23 protein-coding genes are annotated in these 22,271 nt (G+C 37.0%); 5 read left to right on the forward strand and 18 right to left on the reverse strand.

Annotated features, from left to right (window positions below):
- The first annotated feature begins 60 nt into the window (after window positions 1-60).
- Together V6E76_RS02650 and V6E76_RS02655 are read left to right on the forward strand one after the other, a co-directional pair.
- Window positions 61-900, forward strand: coding sequence for a PPK2 family polyphosphate kinase (locus V6E76_RS02650; RefSeq protein ID WP_247348678.1), 840 nt, complete (start codon window positions 61-63; stop codon window positions 898-900).
- A gap of 36 nt (window positions 901-936) precedes the next feature.
- On the forward strand, window positions 937-1,065 hold the full coding sequence (locus tag V6E76_RS02655) for a hypothetical protein (RefSeq protein WP_499797697.1): 129 nt from the start codon (window positions 937-939) through the stop codon (window positions 1,063-1,065).
- Window positions 1,066-1,158: 93 nt separating this feature from the next.
- On the opposite strand, the gene V6E76_RS02660 is transcribed toward V6E76_RS02655, so the two are convergent.
- From V6E76_RS02660 to pta, 18 genes are all read right to left on the reverse strand, one after another.
- Window positions 1,159-2,013: a hypothetical protein gene (locus V6E76_RS02660; protein ID WP_247348680.1), complete on the reverse strand. Its 855-nt coding sequence runs from the start codon at window positions 2,011-2,013 to the stop codon at window positions 1,159-1,161.
- A gap of 247 nt (window positions 2,014-2,260) precedes the next feature.
- The gene (locus V6E76_RS02665; RefSeq protein ID WP_247348682.1) at window positions 2,261-2,626 is read right to left on the reverse strand and encodes a PH domain-containing protein; all 366 of its coding nucleotides are present in this window, start codon (window positions 2,624-2,626) and stop codon (window positions 2,261-2,263) included.
- 54 nt (window positions 2,627-2,680) lie between these two features.
- Window positions 2,681-3,061, reverse strand: a complete 381-nt coding sequence (locus V6E76_RS02670; protein ID WP_247348684.1) for a RidA family protein — start codon at window positions 3,059-3,061, stop codon at window positions 2,681-2,683.
- 103 nt (window positions 3,062-3,164) lie between these two features.
- Complete coding sequence (locus V6E76_RS02675; protein ID WP_247348686.1) at window positions 3,165-4,355, reverse strand: amidohydrolase; 1,191 nt, start codon at window positions 4,353-4,355, stop codon at window positions 3,165-3,167.
- Between the two features lie 23 nt (window positions 4,356-4,378).
- Window positions 4,379-5,161, reverse strand: coding sequence for a hypothetical protein (locus tag V6E76_RS02680; protein ID WP_026866103.1), 783 nt, complete (start codon window positions 5,159-5,161; stop codon window positions 4,379-4,381).
- Between the two features lie 11 nt (window positions 5,162-5,172).
- Entirely contained in the window at window positions 5,173-6,522 is a 1,350-nt protein-coding gene (locus tag V6E76_RS02685) for an IS1096 element passenger TnpR family protein (protein WP_247348689.1), read from the reverse strand.
- 141 nt (window positions 6,523-6,663) lie between these two features.
- Window positions 6,664-8,073 (reverse strand): aspartate ammonia-lyase, encoded by a 1,410-nt coding sequence (gene aspA / locus V6E76_RS02690; protein WP_247348691.1) that lies wholly within the window; start codon window positions 8,071-8,073, stop codon window positions 6,664-6,666.
- 22 nt (window positions 8,074-8,095) lie between these two features.
- Window positions 8,096-9,184 carry an aminopeptidase P family protein gene (locus V6E76_RS02695; RefSeq protein WP_247348693.1) on the reverse strand — a complete coding sequence of 363 codons (1,089 nt, stop codon included), beginning with the start codon at window positions 9,182-9,184 and terminating at the stop codon, window positions 8,096-8,098.
- Complete coding sequence (locus V6E76_RS02700) at window positions 9,185-11,155, reverse strand: alpha/beta hydrolase family protein (protein WP_247348695.1); 1,971 nt, start codon at window positions 11,153-11,155, stop codon at window positions 9,185-9,187.
- 69 nt (window positions 11,156-11,224) lie between these two features.
- Window positions 11,225-12,178, reverse strand: coding sequence for an iron ABC transporter permease (locus tag V6E76_RS02705; RefSeq protein ID WP_247348697.1), 954 nt, complete (start codon window positions 12,176-12,178; stop codon window positions 11,225-11,227).
- Entirely contained in the window at window positions 12,171-12,992 is an 822-nt protein-coding gene (locus V6E76_RS02710) for an ABC transporter substrate-binding protein (protein ID WP_499797698.1), read from the reverse strand. The genes V6E76_RS02705 and V6E76_RS02710 overlap by 8 nt, the downstream gene beginning before the upstream one ends.
- 180 nt (window positions 12,993-13,172) lie before the next feature.
- Complete coding sequence (gene argS, locus V6E76_RS02715) at window positions 13,173-14,825, reverse strand: arginine--tRNA ligase (RefSeq protein WP_247348701.1); 1,653 nt, start codon at window positions 14,823-14,825, stop codon at window positions 13,173-13,175.
- A gap of 2 nt (window positions 14,826-14,827) precedes the next feature.
- A complete protein-coding gene (locus V6E76_RS02720) occupies window positions 14,828-15,226 on the reverse strand; it encodes a YwiB family protein (protein ID WP_247348703.1) in 399 nt (132 codons plus the stop codon).
- A gap of 185 nt (window positions 15,227-15,411) precedes the next feature.
- On the reverse strand, window positions 15,412-15,939 hold the full coding sequence (locus V6E76_RS02725; protein WP_247348706.1) for a YwhD family protein: 528 nt from the start codon (window positions 15,937-15,939) through the stop codon (window positions 15,412-15,414).
- Window positions 15,940-15,950: 11 nt separating this feature from the next.
- Window positions 15,951-17,246 carry an HD domain-containing protein gene (locus V6E76_RS02730; RefSeq protein ID WP_247348716.1) on the reverse strand — a complete coding sequence of 432 codons (1,296 nt, stop codon included), beginning with the start codon at window positions 17,244-17,246 and terminating at the stop codon, window positions 15,951-15,953.
- A gap of 73 nt (window positions 17,247-17,319) precedes the next feature.
- Window positions 17,320-18,498: an MFS transporter gene (locus V6E76_RS02735; protein WP_247348718.1), complete on the reverse strand. Its 1,179-nt coding sequence runs from the start codon at window positions 18,496-18,498 to the stop codon at window positions 17,320-17,322.
- 47 nt (window positions 18,499-18,545) lie between these two features.
- Window positions 18,546-19,364, reverse strand: coding sequence for a lipoate--protein ligase family protein (locus tag V6E76_RS02740; protein ID WP_247348720.1), 819 nt, complete (start codon window positions 19,362-19,364; stop codon window positions 18,546-18,548).
- Window positions 19,357-20,358 carry a phosphate acetyltransferase gene (pta, locus tag V6E76_RS02745; protein ID WP_247348722.1) on the reverse strand — a complete coding sequence of 334 codons (1,002 nt, stop codon included), beginning with the start codon at window positions 20,356-20,358 and terminating at the stop codon, window positions 19,357-19,359. Before pta ends, V6E76_RS02740 begins: the two co-directional genes overlap by 8 nt.
- Before the next feature lie 130 nt (window positions 20,359-20,488).
- Here pta and hemQ point away from each other — a divergent pair, with 130 nt between their 5' ends.
- The 3 genes from hemQ to V6E76_RS02760 all read left to right on the forward strand — a co-directional run bounded on the left by hemQ (window position 20,489) and on the right by V6E76_RS02760 (window position 22,247).
- Entirely contained in the window at window positions 20,489-21,238 is a 750-nt protein-coding gene (hemQ, locus tag V6E76_RS02750) for a hydrogen peroxide-dependent heme synthase (RefSeq protein WP_166627007.1), read from the forward strand.
- Window positions 21,239-21,318: 80 nt separating this feature from the next.
- Entirely contained in the window at window positions 21,319-21,462 is a 144-nt protein-coding gene (locus V6E76_RS02755) for a hypothetical protein (protein WP_247348724.1), read from the forward strand.
- Between the two features lie 62 nt (window positions 21,463-21,524).
- Complete coding sequence (locus V6E76_RS02760) at window positions 21,525-22,247, forward strand: MBL fold metallo-hydrolase (protein ID WP_247348726.1); 723 nt, start codon at window positions 21,525-21,527, stop codon at window positions 22,245-22,247.
- Window positions 22,248-22,271 lie beyond the last annotated feature (24 nt).

The raw sequence follows: 22,271 nt of genomic DNA on the forward strand, positions 1-22,271 counted from the left end.
GAATTTATCGTGTTTTCGATGTATTAAGGAGGGTAAATATCTGATAACAGAGGTGATAGAATGAATTTATCTAATTATAAAGTACCAAGTACTAAAGATATAAAGTTGAAAGATTATAAAACAAGTGAGGGAATGAAAAAAGATAATCTTGAAATTAAAGAAACTATCATTCCACCACTCGTTGAAAAACTAAAAAATTTACATTTGAAATTAAATGCAGAAGAAGAAAATGGTATCATGGTCGTCTTACAAGCCATAGATGCAGCAGGTAAGGATGAAGCAATTTCTTATATTTTCTCTAATCTCAATGCTCAAGGCCTTAAAGTCACATCTTTTGGCAAACCATCAGAAGAGGATAAGAAAAAAGATTATTTACGTAGAATTCATGCAGGAGAACCAGATCGTGGGGAAATTGCGATTTTAAATCGTTCTCACTATGAAGAAATTATTGCGACAAAGGTTCATAATCTACTAGAAGATGAAGACGATAATATATTTGAGCAACGTTATCGACAGATTAACGACTATGAAAGATATCTTTGTGAAAATGGCTTTACTGTTATAAAATTTTTCTTCAATATGTCTAAAAAGGAACAAAAAGATCGATTGTTAGAAAGAATGAAGCACCCTGACAAACAGTGGGAATTCTCATTCTCTGATGTTGAGGAACGTAAGAAATGGAATCAATATCAGAAGGCTTTTGAAGATATGCTTAATAATACCTCCACACAGCATAGCCCTTGGTATATTTTACCTGCAGATGATGAATGGCATAGTCGTCGAATCATTACAGAGGTTATGATCCATGTGTTAGAGAAAATTGACCCTAAGTTCCCTGAAATTTCAGGTGAGGATAAGGATAAGCTGAAAAAGTATATTAAAGAGTTGGAGAATGAATAAGTTAATTTAAATTATGTGAACATGAGGAGTGTTACTATGACTAATAAAGATTCACATTTATTAAAACTTAGCAGTGATGTTTCTGATAAAGATGACATATTAAACTTGGCAGAAGAGGTAAGTGTAGAATATGATGATGCTTTTAAAGAACTAGTGAATAGATAATTAAAAAACAAACCTCCTAAGAATACAGTTTCTTTACTGTAAACTTAGGAGGTTATTATATATTAAGTTGTAGCTATACTATCTTCATACTCTCTACTTATCTAAAGATGTCTTGTTCCATGTCCAACTTTCACCATTTGAGTAGAAGTGATAGACATAATTCTCATCTTGAGTTGTGAAATCATAACTACCTTTATAAACTGGTTGTTCATTTAATTTCTCTGGGTCTACATTTGCAATGTAGTGAAGTTTTTCATTTGTTAAACCTTCTGTTGCATTGTCCTGAGCGATAGTCGTTTCATAAGAATTCTCACTTAATGGCGTCTTACTCCATGTCCAAAATTCACCATCAGAATAAAAGTGATAAGCATACTTACCATCATGGTTAGTGAACTCATAAGCACCTTCATAAATTGGTGATTCATCTAATTTTTCCGGATGCTCATTTACTAAGTTTTGTAATTCTTCATCAGAGAAATTTTGACCTGGTCCTTCTGCAATTGTCTCTTCATAACTCACATCTTTAGAATCAAGTGCTTCTACAGACCAATCCCAATTTTCACCATCAGAATAGAAATGATAAACATTTTTCGCATCTTGAGATGTTATATCATATTTTCCATTATATACTGGCGCCTCATTAAGGCGTTCAGGGTTATTGTTAGCTAAATTTTGTAATTCTGCATGGTTGATACCATCTTGCTCTTCTTCTAATGATTGATCAGCAATTGATGTTGGTCCTTCACTTTCAGGTCCACCACCTGAACCTTGATCTTCACCAGGACCGCCGCCTGTGCCTTGATCTGCTTCTTGATCAACCTCTGCTGCGTTTTCTGGACCACCGCCAGAACCTAGACCATCTGCTTCTTCTGCATCTACATTATTAGTAGTAGAAAATGCAAGTGACCCCGCAACAAATAATGCTGTAATCGTTGTTAACTTTTTCATAATTAAACAATCTCCTTTCAGACTGTATTTAATTCGATACTCGCTACTGCACTACTTACAATATTAAATTTATATAACAAATAGATTACCCATTTGCTATATACCGACATACTAACACATAATTTCTTCAAAATAATATCGATTTCCCACGAATACTGTTGAACTTTGATAAATGAAAATGGAAATAAATAAAAGCTGCTTAGTAAACCCTATCAAGGATTCCTAAGCAGCCTCTTACAGAATTAAATTACAAAATAGCGTTAGCTAATAGTCTATCTATTTCTCTTATATCTATGCCTTTACCAAGTTTAAGTTTTAAATGGCCCGCTCTAGTCCACAGCTCAACCTCAGCATTTACATCAAAAATACCTTTAGCATTCTCACTTGACCAAGCATTGATTGTGCTATAAGGGATTGAATAGACCTCTACTTTTTTACCTGATAGTCCTTGTGAATCTCTGAAAACAATTCTTTTGTTCGTGAATGTCACACTATCTCTGTAAGTTTTAAAAGCAGTGACAAATCTTTCATCATCAATCATAATTTCTTCAACTTCTGCAGGTAACTCACATTTACTAAGTAAAGTATATTCAGGAAGATTGACATTAGACATGTTAACACTCCATTTTTTTAATTTAATGTTTACGGCTTTATTATTTCAAACTACTTATTGCTCTATATTAGCAACTGCTTCAATTTCAATTAGGCAGTTGTGGTGCAATGGTGTAGTTGGAACGATAGCACGTGCCGGTTTGTGATTTTTAAAATAATCACTATAAACCTCGTTGATATCATCCCAGTATTTAACATCTGGCGTATAGATACGACACATAATAATATCATTTCTTGTAATACCTGCTGACTCTAGAACAAGATCTAAATTTTTTAACGCTTGTTCCGCTTCAACTTTAACTCCACCACTCGGAATTTCCCCAGTTTCATTATCTATAGACAGCTGTCCTGAAATATAGAGTGTGCCATTATGCTCCATGGCAGGCACATAGTGTCCAGGATTGTTTTTTGAGTACTGTGTATGAATTGGTTTCATAGTTATCTCCTTCACACCGACTTATATTTTGATAGAGCGAACTCGTTTTATTTTCGAGTTCACGCTATCCGCTTTCAACGAACTAGCAACACCTAAAGCATAACTATTGAATCTTATTCAGGACAATATCAGCTAATGCTTTGGCTGAAATCAACAATGATTTTTCATTGACTTCGAATTTAGGGTGATGGTTCGGATAGGCATTTTCTACGCCTTCTGGTTTAGCACCGACAAAGATGAATGCGCCTGGTTTTTTCTCTAAGTAATACGCAAAGTCTTCGGAAGCAGCTTGTGGTTTGGCACGGTATACTTTATCGAAGTATGTGCCTGCACTCTCTTCTAATGTCGCTTCAATTTCATCTATAATTTCTGGTGTGTTATATAGAACTGGGTAGTCATAGACATAGTCTAATGTGCAATCTACGCCGTAGCTTCTTTCTAGTCCTTCAACCAGATTTTTCATTTCTTCATAAACTGGCTCCATATTATCCATAGATAGATAACGTACTGTACCACGAAGTGTCACACTGTCTTGAATGACGTTGTAACCACCTGGTGCATCAAAGGCTGTAATTGATACAACGACTGAGTCATTTGGATCCATACGACGAGAGACGATTGTTTGTGCTGATGTTACAAAGTAACCGCCTGCAACGAGTGCATCATTAGTAGTGTGTGGCATTGCACCGTGACCACCTGAGCCTTGGATCTTAAGGTCAAAGTTTGAACGACCTGTCATTGCTTCTTCTGCACAAACTGTAATATCACCTACATCAATCGTTGGGAAAAGGTGAATACCATAGACTTCATCTAAATCATCTAAGATACCTGATTCTACAATACTTTTCGCACCACCTGGTGGAATTTCCTCAGCATGTTGGTGAATGAGCTTAATTCTACCTTTCCACTCATCTTTTAAGTCTATTAAAGCTTCACCTAAAATTAACATGTAAGCCGTATGACCATCATGTCCACAGGCATGCATGACACCTTCATTTTTAGATTTAAATTCAACATCTGCTTCTTCTTTAATTGGTAGAGCATCAAAGTCCGCACGCAGTCCGAGTGTCGGTCCTTCACCAGCTCCACCTTCTATTTCCACGATAATGCCATAGCCATTACCCACATTTGTTGTCAGGGTCACATCTTTGTCTTTATAAAATTCTTCGATAAACTGTGCTGTTTTCTCTTCTTCAAATGATAACTCTGGATTTTCATGTAAATGACGTCTAATTTCAATCATTCGTTCTTCATTTTCTTCTATTTGTTTAAAAATCTTTTCTTTTAATGACATTGTTCATAACCCCTTTTCTTGATTTAATCGAAAATTTCTTCTTTAAAGAAATGGAACAGAACTAAAGGCAAGATTGCAACATTAGGAAGGTAAGGCATAATGATGCCAGTAGCAAGGAACGTATCCCAATTACCCTCTTCTTCTGTAAATAAAACTTGTCCAGCTTGTACTTTCTCTTTAAATCTCTCTAATTCATCTTCATCAAAGAGCTTTAATTTTTCTTCCATATATTCTTTATGGACTAATCGCTTAGAAATTGCATTAATAATTTGTGGTCTTGTCTTGTACTCTTCAAGGTCTAAGTCTAGGTTTTCTGCCACAAGATTCATGTGCTCTTCTGTTAATAATAAGTCGTAATATTCGATAATTGGATAGTCTAGTAAATTTACGGTTGTGGTATATTCTGCATTATTCAACGTTACATTTGATACATTAATACCTTCTGGTAAGGGTGCTAAATGGATCGTTGAACCAAAGTTTCTTAAAATACCATCGATGACTTCTTCATGCATCACACCCTCACCGTCACCAATGTATAAGAGGTGATGATTATAGATTAAAAATGGATTATCATCGGGATTGAAAGGCAAGGTAATGATATTGTCACCTGTTAAGGCGTTGGAATAACGCTTGATTAACTCTATTTCTTCCATTTTCAAGCTATCTCCAAGTAATGTGAGATAGTCATCCGACTTTGCCTCTTCTATTTTTTCTTCCACGATTTTATCTAATTGTGATAAAGACTCTCCTACTTTATCTAGATGTAAATATGTTAAATACGTCTTATAAAATGTCGCTAACTCCATCTCGATTCTCCTTAAGTAATTGGGCTACCTCTATTAAATAGTTTTAAAAGCTGCTTGTTGACAGCACTGACAGGATAGCGCTCCCTAAAGTTTTTGTTTCTAACCTTGGCATAAGTACTCACATAGTCCGGATGGTTTTTATCTTGTAGTATAGTGAGAATATCCTGAAGTTGGTCGATGCCACCAACGCCCTCAATTGGGATTGGACCACCGTAGGACAGGACTTTAGGTAGTGGCTTTTCTATATTTATATAGTCCTCAACTTCAATATCGACGACATAATAATCATCTGATGAGGCCAAGTATTGAACTGGCCCGCCTTGTAAATACACATCTGCCATACGGACATTTTTCGGTGTGGATTCAAGATCTGTTAGAACCTCATCGTCTGTGACAAAATCTCCGCTCCCGATATTCTGCCAACCAAATGCTTCAGAAATGACGATTTCTAATTCTAAGAGATTTAAACGTGTTGGTAATTGAATTTCTCTATAGATTTCATCCATTCCATTAATAGACAACATAATACGGTAAGCGTTGTAGTTTTCACTGACACGCGCTGTCGTCATATGGTTGATAGTTTTAAAGTCTATTTGTTTTAAGGTCGTCAATACATCTTCATGCATGATCAGGTAATCTTTATGAACCTTAACTAATAGGCCCATTTCTACAGCATCTTGCCAGCGTGGTTGATTGGCATAAAGGTAATCACTCTCTTTAACTTTATGCGCCACTTCATTGGCTAACTGCCGATCTAAGAGGGAAATTGCAAGTTCCAATGATTCTTTAGTCACAATATGAGCAGTGACTTCGGATAAATAATCGTCCTTATATTGTCCGATAGATTTAATATTTAATTTCGACATTACTTTTCGTAATTCAATGAAGGTCAGATTATTATAGAGCCAGTAGATTGGACCCTTAAAAATAGGTTCGAACCTTGACAGTTCACTAGGCTTAATCTCTTGTGAGTCTGGAATGTACATCGGTTCAAATGGGAAAATACCTGTTTTTCTCAGACCGTAATTCAAGTGATTGATGATATCCTCATGAATCACACCTTGATTGACATTATCTTCTAAAATGTACTGGTAGTCGATTAAGGTAGAGTATTTGTTTTGATTGTATGAAACCCTGTGGACTTCATCATGGCTTTCTTCTGCTGCTAAACGCCTGATGAGTTTGGCTTCTGCCATTGATAGATGTTCAAAAATTTCAGCTTGTAAAGCCGCATTACTAAGTTCTTTTAATTTATAGTCAATCAACTCATCCATACTCGTAAAATTTACAGAGTTAAACAAACTGGCCCTGACCAGTTCATGTTCTCCTAAATAAGTCTGATAGAAAGTTTGAATATCCATAGACAGAATCCCCCAGCTCTTTGACTGCTTTTATAATTACTATTTTACACTTATTAATCATAAAAATCTGTTGAGACCGTTTAATCACAAAAAAACACTAGTGATAAAACACCAGTGTTGAAAATTATGAGATTTTACTTCTTATTCTGGCAGTTTAGATACACCAATGTTTGTCATTTCAAAAGCATTTAACACATGATTTAACTGTTCTTCTGAGAGGACATCATATTTCTTACATATGTCTCTTACTGGTTCCCCGCTTGCCATCGCTTCACGTGCAATTGATGATGCTTTCTTATAGCCAATATGAGGCACAAGCGCTGTGATTACACCGATACTCTTATCCACGTATTCCGACATCTGTCTTTCATTAGCTGTAATACCTGCAATACATTTTTCTGTAAAGACTCTAAAGCCATTGTTCATAATGTCTATGGATTGTAGTAGGTTATATGCAAGCACGGGTTCCATAACATTTAATTCAAACTGTCCAGCTTCTGATGCGAGACAAATGGTATTGTCGTTACCGATGACTTGGAAGGCAATTTGATTAATCACTTCAGCCATAACCGGATTAACCTTACCAGGCATAATGGAAGAACCTGGCTGACGTGCAGGAAGATTGATTTCATTCAGACCCGCTTTTGGTCCTGAAGCCATCATTCTTAAGTCATTTGCAACCTTAGACATGTTCATCATACATACTTTAAGTGCTGCAGAAATTTCAGTATAGGCATCTGTATTCTGAGTTCCATCAACAAGATTTTCTGCAGATTTAAATGGATAGCCTGTAAGATTTCTAAGTTCTTCAACAACCGTATCAATGTATTTTTGGTCAGCATTTAAACCAGTACCAACTGCAGTTGCACCGATGTTGATTTCATAAAGATTTTCTAAAGCGTTTGATACACGGCGAATGTCTCTTGATAAGACCTTAGCGTAGGCACTAAATTCTTGACCTAGGCGAATTGGCACGGCATCTTGAAGATGCGTACGTCCCATTTTAATGACGTGATCAAACTCCGTTGCCTTCGCTTCAAATGCTTGTTTCATCGTGTTCATAGTTTCTAACAAGCTTTCTGCACGTATTAAAAATGCAATATGGAGTGAAGTTGGGAAGGCGTCATTTGTTGATTGTGACATATTGACATGGTTGTTCGGACTCACAAACTCATAGTCACCTTTTTCTCTTCCTAAGATATCAAGTGCACGGTTTGCAATGACTTCATTTGCGTTCATGTTTGTCGAAGTCCCAGCACCACCTTGAATTGGATCCACGATAAAATGACTGTGCCACTGACCGTCTATAATTTCTTCACTCGCTTGGACAATGGCATTTTTTCTTTCCTCATCTAAAACGCCATTCGCATGGTTTCCAATAGCGGCTGCCTTTTTGACCATACCAAGGGCTCTGATTAAGTCCGTGTTTAAACGATATCCTGTAATTGGGAAATTCTCTAAAGCTCTTAGGCTTTGAACACCATAATAGGCATCATTATTAATTTCTTTTTCTCCAAGAAAGTCTGCTTCAATTCTTGTATCTTTCGTCATGTCTTCATACAGCTCCTAGGGTTTATTGTATAATCATCGATTCAAAATCTTTTGGAAATGCGTTGAGATTAATTGTATTATCATCTTCAATATACAACATATCTTCGATTCTGACACCGCCAAAATCAGGGATGTATATTCCTGGTTCTATGGTGATCACATTTCCCGCTTCTAACTTATCTTTATTTTCACCATGAACAGAAGGTGCCTCGTGGATATCTAAGCCAAGACCGTGGCCAATACGGTGCATGAAATACTCACCGTAACCTGCATCTTCGATAACCTGTCTCGCACTTTTATCGATATTTGAGAGTTCTGTTCCTTCTTGACTCGCTTTAATACCTGCAAGGTTTGCATTTAACACTGTTTTATAGATTTCTTCTTGCTTTTCAGTCGCTTCTCCAACAATAAAAGTTCGTGTCATATCTGAAACATAACCTGTATCCGATACAACTCCGAAATCAATTAACAAGAAATCTCCTTTTTGAATGACGTCATTACCCGTGTCACCATGTGGTAAGGCAGATTTTTTTCCTGTTAATACACTCGGCCCAAAGCTTGGTCCTACTGCACCATAAGATTTAAATTGTTTGACTAGGAAGTCTGACACTTCCATTTCTGTCTTACCTTCAACAGTAAATGATTTAAGATCCTGTAGTGCCCTTTCTGTCATATCGACCGCTCGTTGTAATTCACTTTTGTCATGGTCATCTTTGATTCCACGTAAGTAATTGACGTGATTATCAAGAGTTTGAATATTGTCAGCTCGATATTGTTCAGTCAACCTAAGGTAACGATCATAGATCAGATGACTACCTTCGACCGCGATCGTCTTATCACTTGGGATTGTCTTAAAGACATATGAAAATGCATCTTCCTTATCGTCGTGGGGGGAGTAATGATCTAGATCCGTATTGTTTTTCACTGTTTCACCATCTAGTGCTGGGTAAATCATCGTTGTTTCTTTTGACTGATTATCGATTAACAAGAGTAACAATCGTTCATGTGGGTCTAAGCGTACACCCGTAAAGTAAAAAATGTTTAAAGGATTAGATATTATTGAATAATCCGCTTCGACACTTGCTGCTAATTCATCGATTTTACTCGCCATTTATTTTTCCTCCTCAGAAGATGAAATGTACTTATCAAACCAGCCTGTGATTTGTTCTAATCTTGCGAGACGTAAACTCGGTTTTCCTGAACGTGAAAGCTCATGAGAAGAAGATGGGAAACGGACAAACTCAGTTTCCTTACCGTGATATTTCAACTCTATAAAGAACTGCTCTGCTTGTTCGATTGGACATCTAATATCTTCTTCACCATGTAAAATAAGTAAAGGTGTTTCAACTTGTTTCGCATATTTCAGGGGTGAGTGATGCCACAATTTCTCAAGATCATCAAGGCCAGCTAAAATTTGCCAGTCTGTAAAGTAATAACCGATATCTGAGACCCCTCTAAAGCTAATCCAATTCGAAATTGAGCGCTGGGTCACAGCTGCTTTAAAACGGTTCGTATGCCCAACAATCCAGTTGGTCATAAAGCCACCATAGGATCCGCCTGTTACACCTAAATTATCTTGATCAATCCAATCATACTTATTAGTAATATAGTCCACTGCAGCCATAATATCTTTATAGTCACCATTGCCGTAATCCCCTCTTACAGCATCAACGAACTCCTGAGAATAACTATGTGACCCTCTAGGATTAATAAATAATACGGCATAGCCTTTCGCTGCTAACACTTGCATCTCATGGAAGAACGTATTGGCATATAAGGCATGTGGTCCACCGTGTATATTAGTTACCATCGGATAACTTTGACCAGCCTGATAACCAGCTGGTTTCATAAACCAACCGTGAACCGTCGTCTCATCAAAACTAGAAAACTCAATTTTTTCAGGATCAACCAACGTTGTTTTCGATACGTAATCCTTATTGACTTCGGTTAATTGAATTAGTTCTTCTGTCTCAAAATCAAATTTATATAGTTCACTCGGTGACACATGTGTTGAAATTGTTAAGTAGGCACCAGACTCATCCGCATCCATACCAAAAATATTATGGTCGCCTCGGTAAAGTGGCTTAATATGCCCATTAATGTCTCCTTGGTATAAGTTCACACTACCAAATTCCGACACGATAAAAACATACTCACTATTTGAAATCCACTTTGTCGGATTACCGTCAATATTTTGCTGGGTATCTTGTGCGACTAGACCACCGATTGGTTTATCGAGTGCTGTAGTGACATCGATAATATCGCCTGTAGTAAGATTCAAAACTTCGATGTGTGGGTGTGTGGCATTCTTATATTGACGTGTCATCACTGTCATTAAAAGATGTTCCCCATCTGGTGATAATTCCGCTTTAAAGACATTCATGTCAGAGCGTAACAATTGATCCGTACCATTTTTACGTAAATACAGTTTAGAAGAAAAATTGAAATCTGGATTATCACTTTGGTCAGTTGAGTAAATAAAACCAGTATCTGTTAAGTCATGAAGTTGGTAGTTCGCTTCACCTTTTAAGACCACTTCTGTTTCTTTGGTATGAATGTTCACTTTTTTAATCTGTGAATATTTCTCGGGAAATACACCATAAGGTGACGGCCCACCATCAGACTTATACTTCATTTTATTTATAATCGTAGGTTTCGGTGTTTTACTATCTTTTTCTTCTTCAGTCTCTTTTGTGTCCTTTCCTACTCTGACAGAATAATAGATTGTCTCATCATCTGAACTAAAGACTGGGTTAGATGCACCATCTTTTTCAAAGGTAATTTGTTCGCGTTCCCCACCTGTGTGACGGAGTATGAAGACCTGTGGTTTTTTGTCTTTATCAGGTGCTGTGAAGGTTGTCATATTTCCATTATTGGCATGACACACAATACCGATTACTTCATCTTTATATGTAAGTTGAATGTTGCCTTGGTCATTGTGAGAATGAAGGTAGGCATAGTACGTATCCTCGTCCTTATCAGTACGACTCGTTAAATACGTCACGCTCGAGCTATTTGGGACGACTTTTGGTGCAGAAACGGATTGTATATCAAAAATATCTTCGATTGAAACTTTTGTCATTAAAAATCCCCCTTTTTAATTAATATAACACTCTTTAGTTCACCCTACTAACGAATGAATGAAATCGCTTCATTTTTTAGTACTTAATGATCGTTGATATAAGAGATATATAAATATAGGAACAGCCGATAGCATGACCATAACACCCGTAGGAATGCTAACTGGTGCAAAAAGAGTACGCCCTAAAGTATCTACGTTTAGAACATAGATTGCACCGACAAGAATCGAACGTTTTAACAACGGAATAAATGCCATCGGCTTAAGGTACATAATCACCTGGGGAACGATAATGCCTACAAGTGCAATAATACCCGTGTAACCTAAGGCAACAAGTGGCGGAACAGCAGCTATCATTAATAGCAGTGGGCGTATTTTGCTCACATTGACGCCTAAGGCATGTGCCCGAATATCTCCAAGCTTTAACAAATCTAACTGTCTGCCATGTCTTATTAACAAGATAAATGCAATAAATGACAACACCATAACGACGGCAACTTGGTAGTAATTTATACCACTCAAGGAGCCAAACATGTACCTTGAGATGTTCTGTGTATCTTCTGGATTAACTAAGATAATCAAGTACAAAATACCCGAGAGTAAAGAACCCAGTAGAACGCCGGTTATAATTAATGTTTCTGGACGGTAAGACAAATCTAAACGCCGTGCAATTATTAGCACGAGTACCATGGTCAAAAGACCACAAATGATGCTCATAATCGGTGCGAAGATAACAGGGATGACTGTAATCACTGTCAAAGCTGAGCCGAGAACCGCCCCATTAGCCATACCTAAAGTAAAGCTATCCGCCATCGGATTTTTCAAGATAATTTGAAATACTGCCCCACTCATACTTAAGCTTGCTCCAAGGAAAATTGCCATCAATACTCTCGGCAATCTCACATCTAGCATGATTGTATATGACTGCATTGTAGACACATCAGAGAAACTAACAGATCCAACAAACACACTAACAACCAGACAGAGCATTAAGATGATTGATAAAACAACATTCGTCTTATTCATATATACACTGTGCCACTTCTTCTAAGCCTTCAACGAACCTAGGACCTGGTCTTGAAATCGTATCTGGATTTGGTATGCATTGATTACGTTCATCAGCAATCTCAGTAGTGCTTAACCCAGATATACTAGAAATTTCTTCGGCTAATGTATCATTATCTTGTCCAGATGTTGAAATAACCTTCGATGGTTCACGTGCAATTAACTCTTCAGATGTAACAGATGGATAACCTTCGACATCATTAAAAGCGTTCTCTACTTCTAAAGTTTCCAAAAAGTCATCAATAAAAGTATCATCACCTGCAACATAAATATCTGGTGACACTGATACTAGAAGAAGCACACTATCATCTGTTTGTTGATCTTCATAAGTGGCTTTAAGATCTGTAAGTTCTTTTTGAAGTTCAGTATTTAAATTTTCAGCTTCACTAGACTTATCAATAAAATCACCAACTTGTGTAATTGTATTGTAAATTGCATCAATTGATTGCGCATCGTCTACTACTAAGACCTCAGCACCTGTATTATCAGCCACACGGTCAATAATATCCTTGTTCGCGTCATGGTTTGAAACATGAGAAATAATATGTGTTGGTTCTAGTGCTATCATAGCCTCTTCATCTAAATCAAAAGTATCCAGCCTTGTTAAATCTTCAGACAGATCCTCAGGATATGTATCTACTGTTGTAATGCCCACCAAGTCTTCTGTTGAACCGAGCGCTGCGATGATTTCCGTATTACTTGGTATCAAAGAAATAATATTCATATCGTCATTAGAGCTCTGATCAACAGCGGATTCATTAGAACAGGCTGCCATAACTATCGTAATTAAGGTTAAGAAAAATAATTTTGTGTGCGTAGGTAATTTTTTGATGATTACCATCTCCTCTAGCATCATTATAATAGAGTTACTTTATCTAATATAGGGTGATTTATTTATAAAAAGACTTACAAAAAAGGGGCTGGGCAAAAATATTCCCAGCCCCTTTTTAGTCACTTACATTCTTTCAGGTGCATTCACATCTATTAATCTTAGGGCATTCTCTAAAGTTTGACGAACCGCTTCAATCATTAAAATATAAGCACGTGTCTTATCGTCATTTTCTCCTAGTACTTTTTCAGCATTATAGAATTTATGGAAGCTCGCAGCCAAGTCATGGATGTAATTTGGAATTCTTTGCGTCGCACGAGCTTCTGCTGCGCCGCGTACAATATTAGGGAATTCTAATATTTTCTTCAGTAATTCAAGCGCTTGCTCGTTGGTGATTACGTCCACTGGCACTGTTTGGTCTAAATCAAAACCATTTTCCTTCGCTTGACGTAAAATACTGCATATTCTAGCGTGGGCGTATTGTGCATAGTAAACCGGATTATCAGAGGATTCACTACGTGCTAAGTCTAAATCAAAGTCAAAATGAGTATCAGTTGAGCGCATCACCATGAAGTAACGTGCCGCATCAACACCAATCATATCGATTAAATCTCTCATCGTTACTGCCTTACCAGTACGTTTACTCATCTTCACTTCTTGACCATTTTCAATTAAGCGAACAATTTGCATAATTTCAATTTCTAATTTATCCGGGTTCTCACCTAAAGCACCGAGTGATGCTTTCAGACGGTTGATATAACCATGGTGGTCTGCACCAAAGAGGTTAATTAACTTATCATATCCACGCTCCACTTTGTCATAGTGATAAGCAATATCTGGCATCAGATATGTGAAGGTTCCGTCTTTTTTCACGATAACGCGGTCTTTGTCATCCTTAAAGTCCGTCGTGCGTAGCCATGTCGCATCATCACTTTCATAGATGAAACCATTGTCTTTCATCTTGGTCATCGCTTCATCTATTTCGCCAGTTTCGTATAGTGAAGTTTCACTAAACCAGTTGTCAAAGTGAATACGAAAATCGCTTAAATCTTCTTTTAGTTTACGCATTTCATATTCGACACCAAGGTCTCTAAATTTACTAATACGTGCAGTTTCATCTAAATCTTTATACTCAGGGTGAGCCTCGGCTAACTCTTCACCAATCACCTTAATATCTTTACCGTTATAACCGTCTTCCGGCATGTTCAATCCTTGACCTAAAGCCTCAAAATAACGTGCTTCTATGGAACGAGCTAAGTTGTTAATTTGATTACCGGCATCATTGATATAGTATTCACGTGTGACATCATAGCCAGCAAAATCCATGATATTAGAAAGTGTTGCACCAACTGCACCATTTCTCGCATGACCAATGTGAAGATCCCCTGTAGGATTTGCAGAAACATACTCAATTAACACTTTTTCTTTCGTTTCACGTTCTGAACGACCATAGTTTTCTTTCTGGTTTAGAACCTTAAATATAACGTTTAAAAGTTCTTTACTTTCCATTTTAAAATTGATAAAACCAGGTCCAGCAATGCTGACTTCACTTACACTTGCTTTTTCTTTGTCCAGGTTTTCAATAATTAATTCAGCAATTTCTCGAGGGTTTCTACGCGCAAGTTTAGTCAATACCATTGCTGCATTAGTAGAAAAGTCTCCGTTATTCTTATCTTTTGGAACTTCGACTTTTACACTAGGCATATCTGATTCTTCGACTAAGTTTGCATTTTTGATTGCATTTTCAATCGCTTCTTTAAGTTGTTGTTTTAAATCCATATTTAAGCCCTCTCTAACTTATATTTGTAGTGACCAAGTAGTGACCCCGATTCAAATAAATCATATTCAATATACAAGCCTGTGTCTTTAACATCCAGTTCGAGCGTCAATATTTCAAACTGATGTCGGCCAGCTGGGGAATCATAAAATGTTGATGTTCTAATACCTTTTTCAAAGTGAAAATTCATATTGATAATTCCACGTCTCTGTAATTTTATATTACTATCGCTTAACCTAACAGTGACTTTTAGCTCATGTTCATCCAACGATTCTGTATAACGTAAATAACGATCGCCTTTATCTATGACCGAGACGTTTAAATCTTGTTCATATTCATTTTTTTCACCATGCATATCAACGACTTGAGATAGCTTATATATACCTTGATTTGGAGCGTTCATTTTATCACCTTCAATATTACAAATTATAGCATAATGCATGTAAATTGACGCCTAAAACATAAAAAAGGCAGGGCTTTCGCCCCACCTAAGTGTCCTAGTTATATCACTATAACTATAATATATTTTATCCATAGATTTAGGAATGTGCAACGTAATTTTAGAAAGTCATAAAAAAGACATATTTGCTAGGACTGAACACCGAGTGCTTCCTGCATGCGGTCTGAGTTGTCCCACATTTCTTCGTTATGGTGTTGTAAAAAGTCGATTAATGCATCTTTTGAGCCCTGATCCAGAAGCTCTAGCTTAATGCGACCTTTCATTGCGTCATCTAAGCTATTTACGTGCTCATGCATCATTTTATAGCCGCGACGTTTTTCCTTGTTAACCATTAAATAACAAGCGCCTGCGCCGTTATAGACAGGACCAACTTCCTTACGTTCGACTGCTATCCAAACAAGATAATACTCTTTAGCATCTTCACCTTCGGCTTCAGTCTTATCCGTAATCCACTTCACTCGTTTTTCAACTTCAGCTTTACCATGTAAGCCGCCTATATCTAACACAGCTTCTTTCGTTTCAATATTAATATATATTGGCGCAATGTTTTCTAGACTAATTGAGCCAAAGTTTTGTCCTCTATGACCATCAAGTGGGTCATTTTTTATAATGTTAAATTGAAATCCTGGCTTTTTCTTTGGTTTTTCATCTGCCAAATTGAACCCTCCTAATCAAGTTCGTTTAGTAAATTAATAATTTCCGCCTTTACACTCAAATCTTCGATGGCTAAAATTTTCTCTTTCGGATAATACAGACGAGACCCTAAACGATGCAAGCCTGTAATTGAATTAATGATGGCAGACTGTGAACTAATCTCTCTAATATCACCATTCGATCTCAATAGATGAATCGGCTGACGATTTGTTTTTTGACCAGGGCGGTCGTAATCATATGGTAAATCAGAATAACTATCACTAAATACATAATAGTTAGGGTCTAGGCCAGCTCGTCTATACAAATCATTGAGTTCAGAAATTGTAATTATAGAGCCATCAAACGGCAAGTATTTAAATAAATCCCTGTTTACAAATCGGCTCGCTAAATCGCTGAGAATTTCATCGTCTTCACGAATCCACTCTTGTAAGTAAAAGTTCACAACCATTTCATCAAGTCGTAAATAATCTTCAACAGTTACATTCTCATTAAAGAAAGGAATGAAATATGTTGGTGCTTGTTTAAAATTATAGCTGGACTGATAGAGATGCTTCGCACGTCTTAAAATAAGATTTAAAAGTACTTCCCCACCACGTGACACAGGGTGGAAATACACCTGCCAATACATCTGATAACGACTCATCAGGTAGTCTTCAACAGCGTGCATCCCACTTTCTTTGATCAACACTTCATTTTTTGAAGGTCGCATCACTCTTAATATACGTTCCATATCAAAATTACCATAACTGACTCCCGTATAATAAGAATCTCTCTGCAGGTAGTCCATACGGTCAGCATCAATTTGGCTTGAAATCATGCTAATAACTAATTTATTTGGATGTGTCTTATTTATAACTGCTGCCACTTGTTCTGGAAAGTCCTTAGAGACTCTTGATAGTACTTCATTGACTTCTGTCGAACCTAAGATAATTTTCTTTGTAAATTCCTCATGGTCAGTATAAAAAATATCTTCAAAGCTATGAGAGAACGGTCCATGACCTAAATCATGTAGGAGTGCTGCAGTAAGTGCGAGCAACTTATCATCCTTGTTCCACTCAGGATATTCTTCAAAGTTATCAATCATACGTCGCACAATTTCATAGACGCCAAGCGAATGGTTGAAGCGAGAATGTTCTGCTGAATGAAAAGCAAGATACAGAGTCCCGAGTTGTTTTATTCTACGCAGGCGTTGAAACTCTTTAGTTTTAATAAGGTCCCAAATCACCTGGTCTCTGACATGAATATATCGGTGAACTGGATCTTTAAATACTTTTTCTTCTTGCAGTTGCTTGTGACTGTATTCACTCATTACCAATGGGTGACGCCTCCTTTTTTCAATCCAATAATATCATAAATTAACGATTAACAACCAATCGCTCACATTAACTTTGAGATCGGTTGGCTCTTTTTCCAACAAAAAGCATGTAACATAAACCAGCTATGAGAATTGGGAGAATTAGCCATAGATACATACCGTCATATCCGACAAATGGTATCAAAAGACCGAGTATAACTGGACCAAAACCTAAGCCGATTTCTAAAATAATAAAGTAAGTTGATGTGGCGAGACCTACATTTTCTTTCGGTGCCACTTTCACACAGATAATCTGGGCAGCAGATTGGAAGTTACCAAAACCTAGACCAATAATGAAACCTGCGACTAGTACAAGCAGTCCGGAAGTCGTATTTCCAAGAATTAAAAAACCTATCGCCATTAGAATAAATGTCGGGTAAATGACCATATTAGGTCCCTTTTGGTCAATTAAGCGCCCCGTAAATGGTCGGGTCGATAAGACCGCTACTGCATAAACAATAAAGAAGAAACTCGCAGCAGTCACAACATCAATTTCAATTGCATAAGTATTTAAAAATGATAATACACTGGAATATGCAAGTCCCATTAGGAATATAGGCATCAACATTCGTAAAGAGTTTTTCTCTATCAGAATAAATTTAGTCGGCTTAACCGCTGTCTCTTTTGTTATGTTATTAATTTTTATAATTGGGATCATCAACACAACTAAAACCATGAGTATGCCAACGTACACTAACATCATTTCAAAAGTAATTACTTCAAGTAATAAGAAAGCAATAAAGGGACCAACTGCACTCGCAACCACCATACTTAAACTAAAGTAACTGATTCCTTCACCTCTTCGTTCTTCAGGGACAGAAATTGTTGCGAGTGTATTGAGTGCCGTCGAGATAATGCCTGTTGCGAGACCATTTAAAAGTCGTGTCGCCAAGAGGAATGTTAGGCCAAAATCAAAGAAATATAAAATGTAAGTTAAAAAATACAGGATGGTCCCGATAATCATAATTTTTCGCGCACCAAGATGGTTAATTTGATACCCTGTCATTGCGCGACCAATTAGAACACCGACAATAAAAATACTCGCCGTAAAGCCAGCAATACTTGGATTGATATCATATTTTTCAATGGTGTAGTTTCCCACCGTTACTAAAGTTGAATACATCGCACCCATCAGAATAAAGTGAAAGGCAAAGATCGCTATAAATTCCTTGGTCCATATTTTTGGTGCGTAGACACTGTTTGACATTAAATTCCTTCTTTCTGACAAATTAAAACCAGTATTAAAAATACTGGTTAGTTAGCGTTCATATATTTACTATTGCGGTTTTTGATATTATCTTTAAAACGTTCATAGACTGTCTTATCCGTTTCTGATAACTCTCTGAAATCCACAATATTCGCACCCATTTTCTCAAGTGCTTTTAAGGTGAGCGCCTCAACTTCTTGAACGCTAAAGTTTGTTTTTAAGAGCTCATTTAGAGAAGCCATATGTTCTGGATTAATCAAGGGATAAGTAAATTTCTCACTTTCTACTGCACGTGCATACTTATAAAAATCCTTCATTAATTTAGCACGTTCACTACCACTGCCCGTAACAGATAAATAAATTTGTACTGCCACGCCGTCCTTGATTCGGCGTTGTGAAATACCAGCAAATTTTTTACCATCAATGCTTAAATCATATGTACCCGGGCAATAACTATCATGAATTTCATATGCTTCAATACCTTGGGCCTTAAACATAGTTTGAACCAACTCTACCATCATATCATATCCATCTTCTATATACTGGAAGTCAGCCTTGGGTAAGACAAGTGAAATGTTCAACACACCGTCATCAAGTACGACACCAAGACCCCCACTATTTCGAACGATAAATTCAAAACCTGCATCATTTAAAAAATCTAAGCCATAATTCAACATAGGCAGACGTGCATCTTGTAGTCCTAAGATGATAAATGGACTGTGCTGCCAAAAACGAATCTTTGGCGTGTTATCTTCTGATACTTGATGTTGTAAAAAGTCATCGAAAGCAAAGGATTCAAAAGGGTGTGTTGTATGATACTTGTGAATCACTTCAACAGTTTTACCTGTGAAGTAAGTCTCACTCATTACTATCGCCATCACGATTAGCAACAACTTGTGTTGCAGTAAATAGAGCTAGGTTATAAACCTCTTCTGTTGTCGTCCCACGAGACAGATCATTAACAGGCTTTCTTAAACCTTGAAGAATTGGCCCATATGCCTCAAAGCCACCGAGTCTTTGTGCAATTTTGTAACCGATATTTCCCGCTTCTAGTGATGGGAAGATGAATACGTTAGCGTTTCCTTTTAAAGGTGAGTTTGGTGATTTTTTCTCCGCTACACTTGGTACAAAGGCCGCATCGAACTGTAACTCGCCATCAATAATCGCATCAGGTAATTTGTTTTGTGCATATTCTGTTGCGAGACGCACACGTTCTGCTTCTTCAGTTTTCGCAGAGCCTTTAGAAGAGAAGCTCAATAAGGCAAGCCTTGGTTCAACACCAAAACTTGCTGTTGTCTTCGCTGTTTCCACTGCAACCTCAGCCAATTCATCAGCAGTCAATGTCGGGTTAATGGCACAGTCACCCATGACATATAATTCATTATCACGTCGCATGAAGAAGATACCGCTTGTCTTAGAGACACCTTCTTTAGTTTTAATGATTTGAAGCGCCGGACGAACAGTGTCTGGTGTAGAGTGCATGGCGCCTGATACAAGACCTTGTGCATAGTTTGTATGTACCAGCATTGTGCCAAAATAGTTTACGTTTGTACCGATAATTTCGACTGCCTGATCTGCAGTTACCTTGCCATTTCTTACTGTTTGAAATTCATCTGCAAGTTTCTGGCCTAATTCAGAAGTTGCTGGGTTTATAATTTCTAAGTTATCTATGTCTATATTTTCTTCTTTTGCTATTCTTATTATTTCGTCAGTATCCCCAAGAACAATTGGATGGACATAGCTATCCTTTGAATGTTGTGAAGCGGCAGTTAATATACGCTTATCAATACCTTCTGGGAACACTATCTTAATTTTTTCACCATGTAAGTTGTTTTTAAGATTCGTAATAAAGTTACTCATTATGGCCTCCTCGGTGAATTACTTTATATATTATTATACTGGTTCTGTCATATCTTTTAAACATAATCTGTTGTTAAAACGTTTTCTACTAACTAAAATAGAGTTATATATATCAAAAGGAGAGAATAGAATGAGCGAACCGGTCAGTACAATAGAAGGTTATTATAGCTTACATTTACTTTATAGCGTGGATTGGGCTGCATTTAAAGTTTTGGATGATGAAGAGAAAGATGCCTTGTTAGAAGAACTCCGGACATTCTTGGATGAACAAGAAGCTGTTCATAACAATAAAGAAGGTGACTATGCTTTCTACAATGTTATGGGGCACAAGGCAGATTTAATTTTCTGGTTCCTAAGAAACACACCAGAAGAATTAACTAAACTTGAGCTTCAAATCAATAAACTTGGTATTGGAGATTTCTTAGTTCCAACATACTCTTATGTTTCAATTATTGAAATGAGTAGCTATCTAGGTGGTAATAAGACTGCTGAGGAAATGCTTGCCATTCCTCACATTCAAAATAGACTCTTCCCTAGCCTAGATAAGTCTAAATATATTTGTTTCTATCCAATGGATAAAAAACGTGACCTAGACGATAACTGGTATATGTTACCGATGGATGAACGCAAGCAGTTGATGCGTGATCATGGTATGATTGGTCGCCAATATGCAGGTAAAATCAAACAGTTCATTTCTGGATCTCAAGGTCTAGACAAATACGAATGGGGCGTCACGCTATTATCAGATGACATGCTTGAGTTTAAGAAAATCATCTATGAAATGCGCTTTGATGAAGCGAGTGCTCGTTATGGTGTCTTTGGTGACTTCTATGTCGGCAGTATTATTGAACGTGATGGATTAGAAGCGTACTTTAAGTAATAGATATTTTAAGTAGCCCTCTGTTTTATCCTCTTTAAAATGGGTTATATATAATTATCTAGATTTTAGGAGGAAACCTTATGAAGCGCTTGTTAAAACGTGTAGCAATCTTTGCTGCACCAATCATCATTAATAAAATCGTTGAAAAATTCATGAATAAAGGCAGTAAAGATACTGACTCAAATTCAGGCACTGATTCAAATAAGAAAAGTAAAAGAAAATAAAGTTCAACTTTTAAAATCCACCTAACAATCGTTAAGTGGATTTTACTGTAGAGAGGAGGCCTATGATTAAACAAATTTCAAATCACGTCTATGTTATGCCATTCGATAGCGAGCGGGACCGGCCACACATTGGGTATATTCAAGGTGAACAATTTAGTGTTTTAGTTGATGTTGGTAATTCACCTGAACATCTCAGTGAAGTACTAAACGAAATTAAAGAAAATAATTTACCAAAACCAACACTTGCCCTCATCACCCATTGGCACTGGGATCATACTTTTGCTATGCATGCTTTTAAAGGTAAAACAGTCGCTCATAAAAAGACAAATGATATCTTGTCTCAGATAAGCACTTGGGAGTGGACAAATGACGCTATGATGGAACGACTTAGAACGGGTGAAGAATGTCAGTTTTGTCATGACCATATCCTCATCGAATATGATGATATCTCAAAAATTAAAGTTGTAACTGCTGATATCGTTTATGACAACACGCTATCTCTAGACTTAGGAAACCTGACTGTGCACGTTGCACCTATAGATAATCCCCATTCAGATGATGGTGTCATCGTGTTTATAGAGGAAGAAAAAGTACTATTTGCTGGTGATGCAGACAGTGGTGAGTATTATAAATTAGATGGCGGTTATGATTCAGACCGCTTCTATCACTATGTGAAAACAGTTGATCAATTCCCATACGAAACCTACATTCATGGACATGTGGGACCATATAATCGTGTAGAAACTCAAAGATTTCGGCAAATAATCATAGATGAAGAATTGTAGGCAAAATACCGATTAATATACGAA

This window comes from Jeotgalicoccus huakuii (assembly GCF_036665975.1).
Lineage (GTDB): Bacteria > Bacillota > Bacilli > Staphylococcales > Salinicoccaceae > Jeotgalicoccus > Jeotgalicoccus marinus.

Coding starts and splice junctions, on each gene's coding strand:
- V6E76_RS02650 (WP_247348678.1), top strand. CDS start 61: ATGAATTTATCTAATTATAAAGTACCAAGTACTAAAGATATAAAGTTG.
- V6E76_RS02655 (WP_499797697.1), top strand. CDS start 937: ATGACTAATAAAGATTCACATTTATTAAAACTTAGCAGTGATGTTTCT.
- V6E76_RS02660 (WP_247348680.1), bottom strand. CDS start 2,013: ATGAAAAAGTTAACAACGATTACAGCATTATTTGTTGCGGGGTCACTT.
- V6E76_RS02665 (WP_247348682.1), bottom strand. CDS start 2,626: ATGTCTAATGTCAATCTTCCTGAATATACTTTACTTAGTAAATGTGAG.
- V6E76_RS02670 (WP_247348684.1), bottom strand. CDS start 3,061: ATGAAACCAATTCATACACAGTACTCAAAAAACAATCCTGGACACTAT.
- V6E76_RS02675 (WP_247348686.1), bottom strand. CDS start 4,355: ATGTCATTAAAAGAAAAGATTTTTAAACAAATAGAAGAAAATGAAGAA.
- V6E76_RS02680 (WP_026866103.1), bottom strand. CDS start 5,161: ATGGAGTTAGCGACATTTTATAAGACGTATTTAACATATTTACATCTA.
- V6E76_RS02685 (WP_247348689.1), bottom strand. CDS start 6,522: ATGGATATTCAAACTTTCTATCAGACTTATTTAGGAGAACATGAACTG.
- aspA (WP_247348691.1), bottom strand. CDS start 8,073: ATGACGAAAGATACAAGAATTGAAGCAGACTTTCTTGGAGAAAAAGAA.
- V6E76_RS02695 (WP_247348693.1), bottom strand. CDS start 9,184: ATGGCGAGTAAAATCGATGAATTAGCAGCAAGTGTCGAAGCGGATTAT.
- V6E76_RS02700 (WP_247348695.1), bottom strand. CDS start 11,155: ATGACAAAAGTTTCAATCGAAGATATTTTTGATATACAATCCGTTTCT.
- V6E76_RS02705 (WP_247348697.1), bottom strand. CDS start 12,178: ATGAATAAGACGAATGTTGTTTTATCAATCATCTTAATGCTCTGTCTG.
- V6E76_RS02710 (WP_499797698.1), bottom strand. CDS start 12,992: ATGGCAGCCTGTTCTAATGAATCCGCTGTTGATCAGAGCTCTAATGAC.
- argS (WP_247348701.1), bottom strand. CDS start 14,825: ATGGATTTAAAACAACAACTTAAAGAAGCGATTGAAAATGCAATCAAA.
- V6E76_RS02720 (WP_247348703.1), bottom strand. CDS start 15,226: ATGAACGCTCCAAATCAAGGTATATATAAGCTATCTCAAGTCGTTGAT.
- V6E76_RS02730 (WP_247348716.1), bottom strand. CDS start 17,246: ATGAGTGAATACAGTCACAAGCAACTGCAAGAAGAAAAAGTATTTAAA.
- V6E76_RS02735 (WP_247348718.1), bottom strand. CDS start 18,498: ATGTCAAACAGTGTCTACGCACCAAAAATATGGACCAAGGAATTTATA.
- V6E76_RS02740 (WP_247348720.1), bottom strand. CDS start 19,364: ATGAGTGAGACTTACTTCACAGGTAAAACTGTTGAAGTGATTCACAAG.
- pta (WP_247348722.1), bottom strand. CDS start 20,358: ATGAGTAACTTTATTACGAATCTTAAAAACAACTTACATGGTGAAAAA.
- hemQ (WP_166627007.1), top strand. CDS start 20,489: ATGAGCGAACCGGTCAGTACAATAGAAGGTTATTATAGCTTACATTTA.
- V6E76_RS02755 (WP_247348724.1), top strand. CDS start 21,319: ATGAAGCGCTTGTTAAAACGTGTAGCAATCTTTGCTGCACCAATCATC.
- V6E76_RS02760 (WP_247348726.1), top strand. CDS start 21,525: ATGATTAAACAAATTTCAAATCACGTCTATGTTATGCCATTCGATAGC.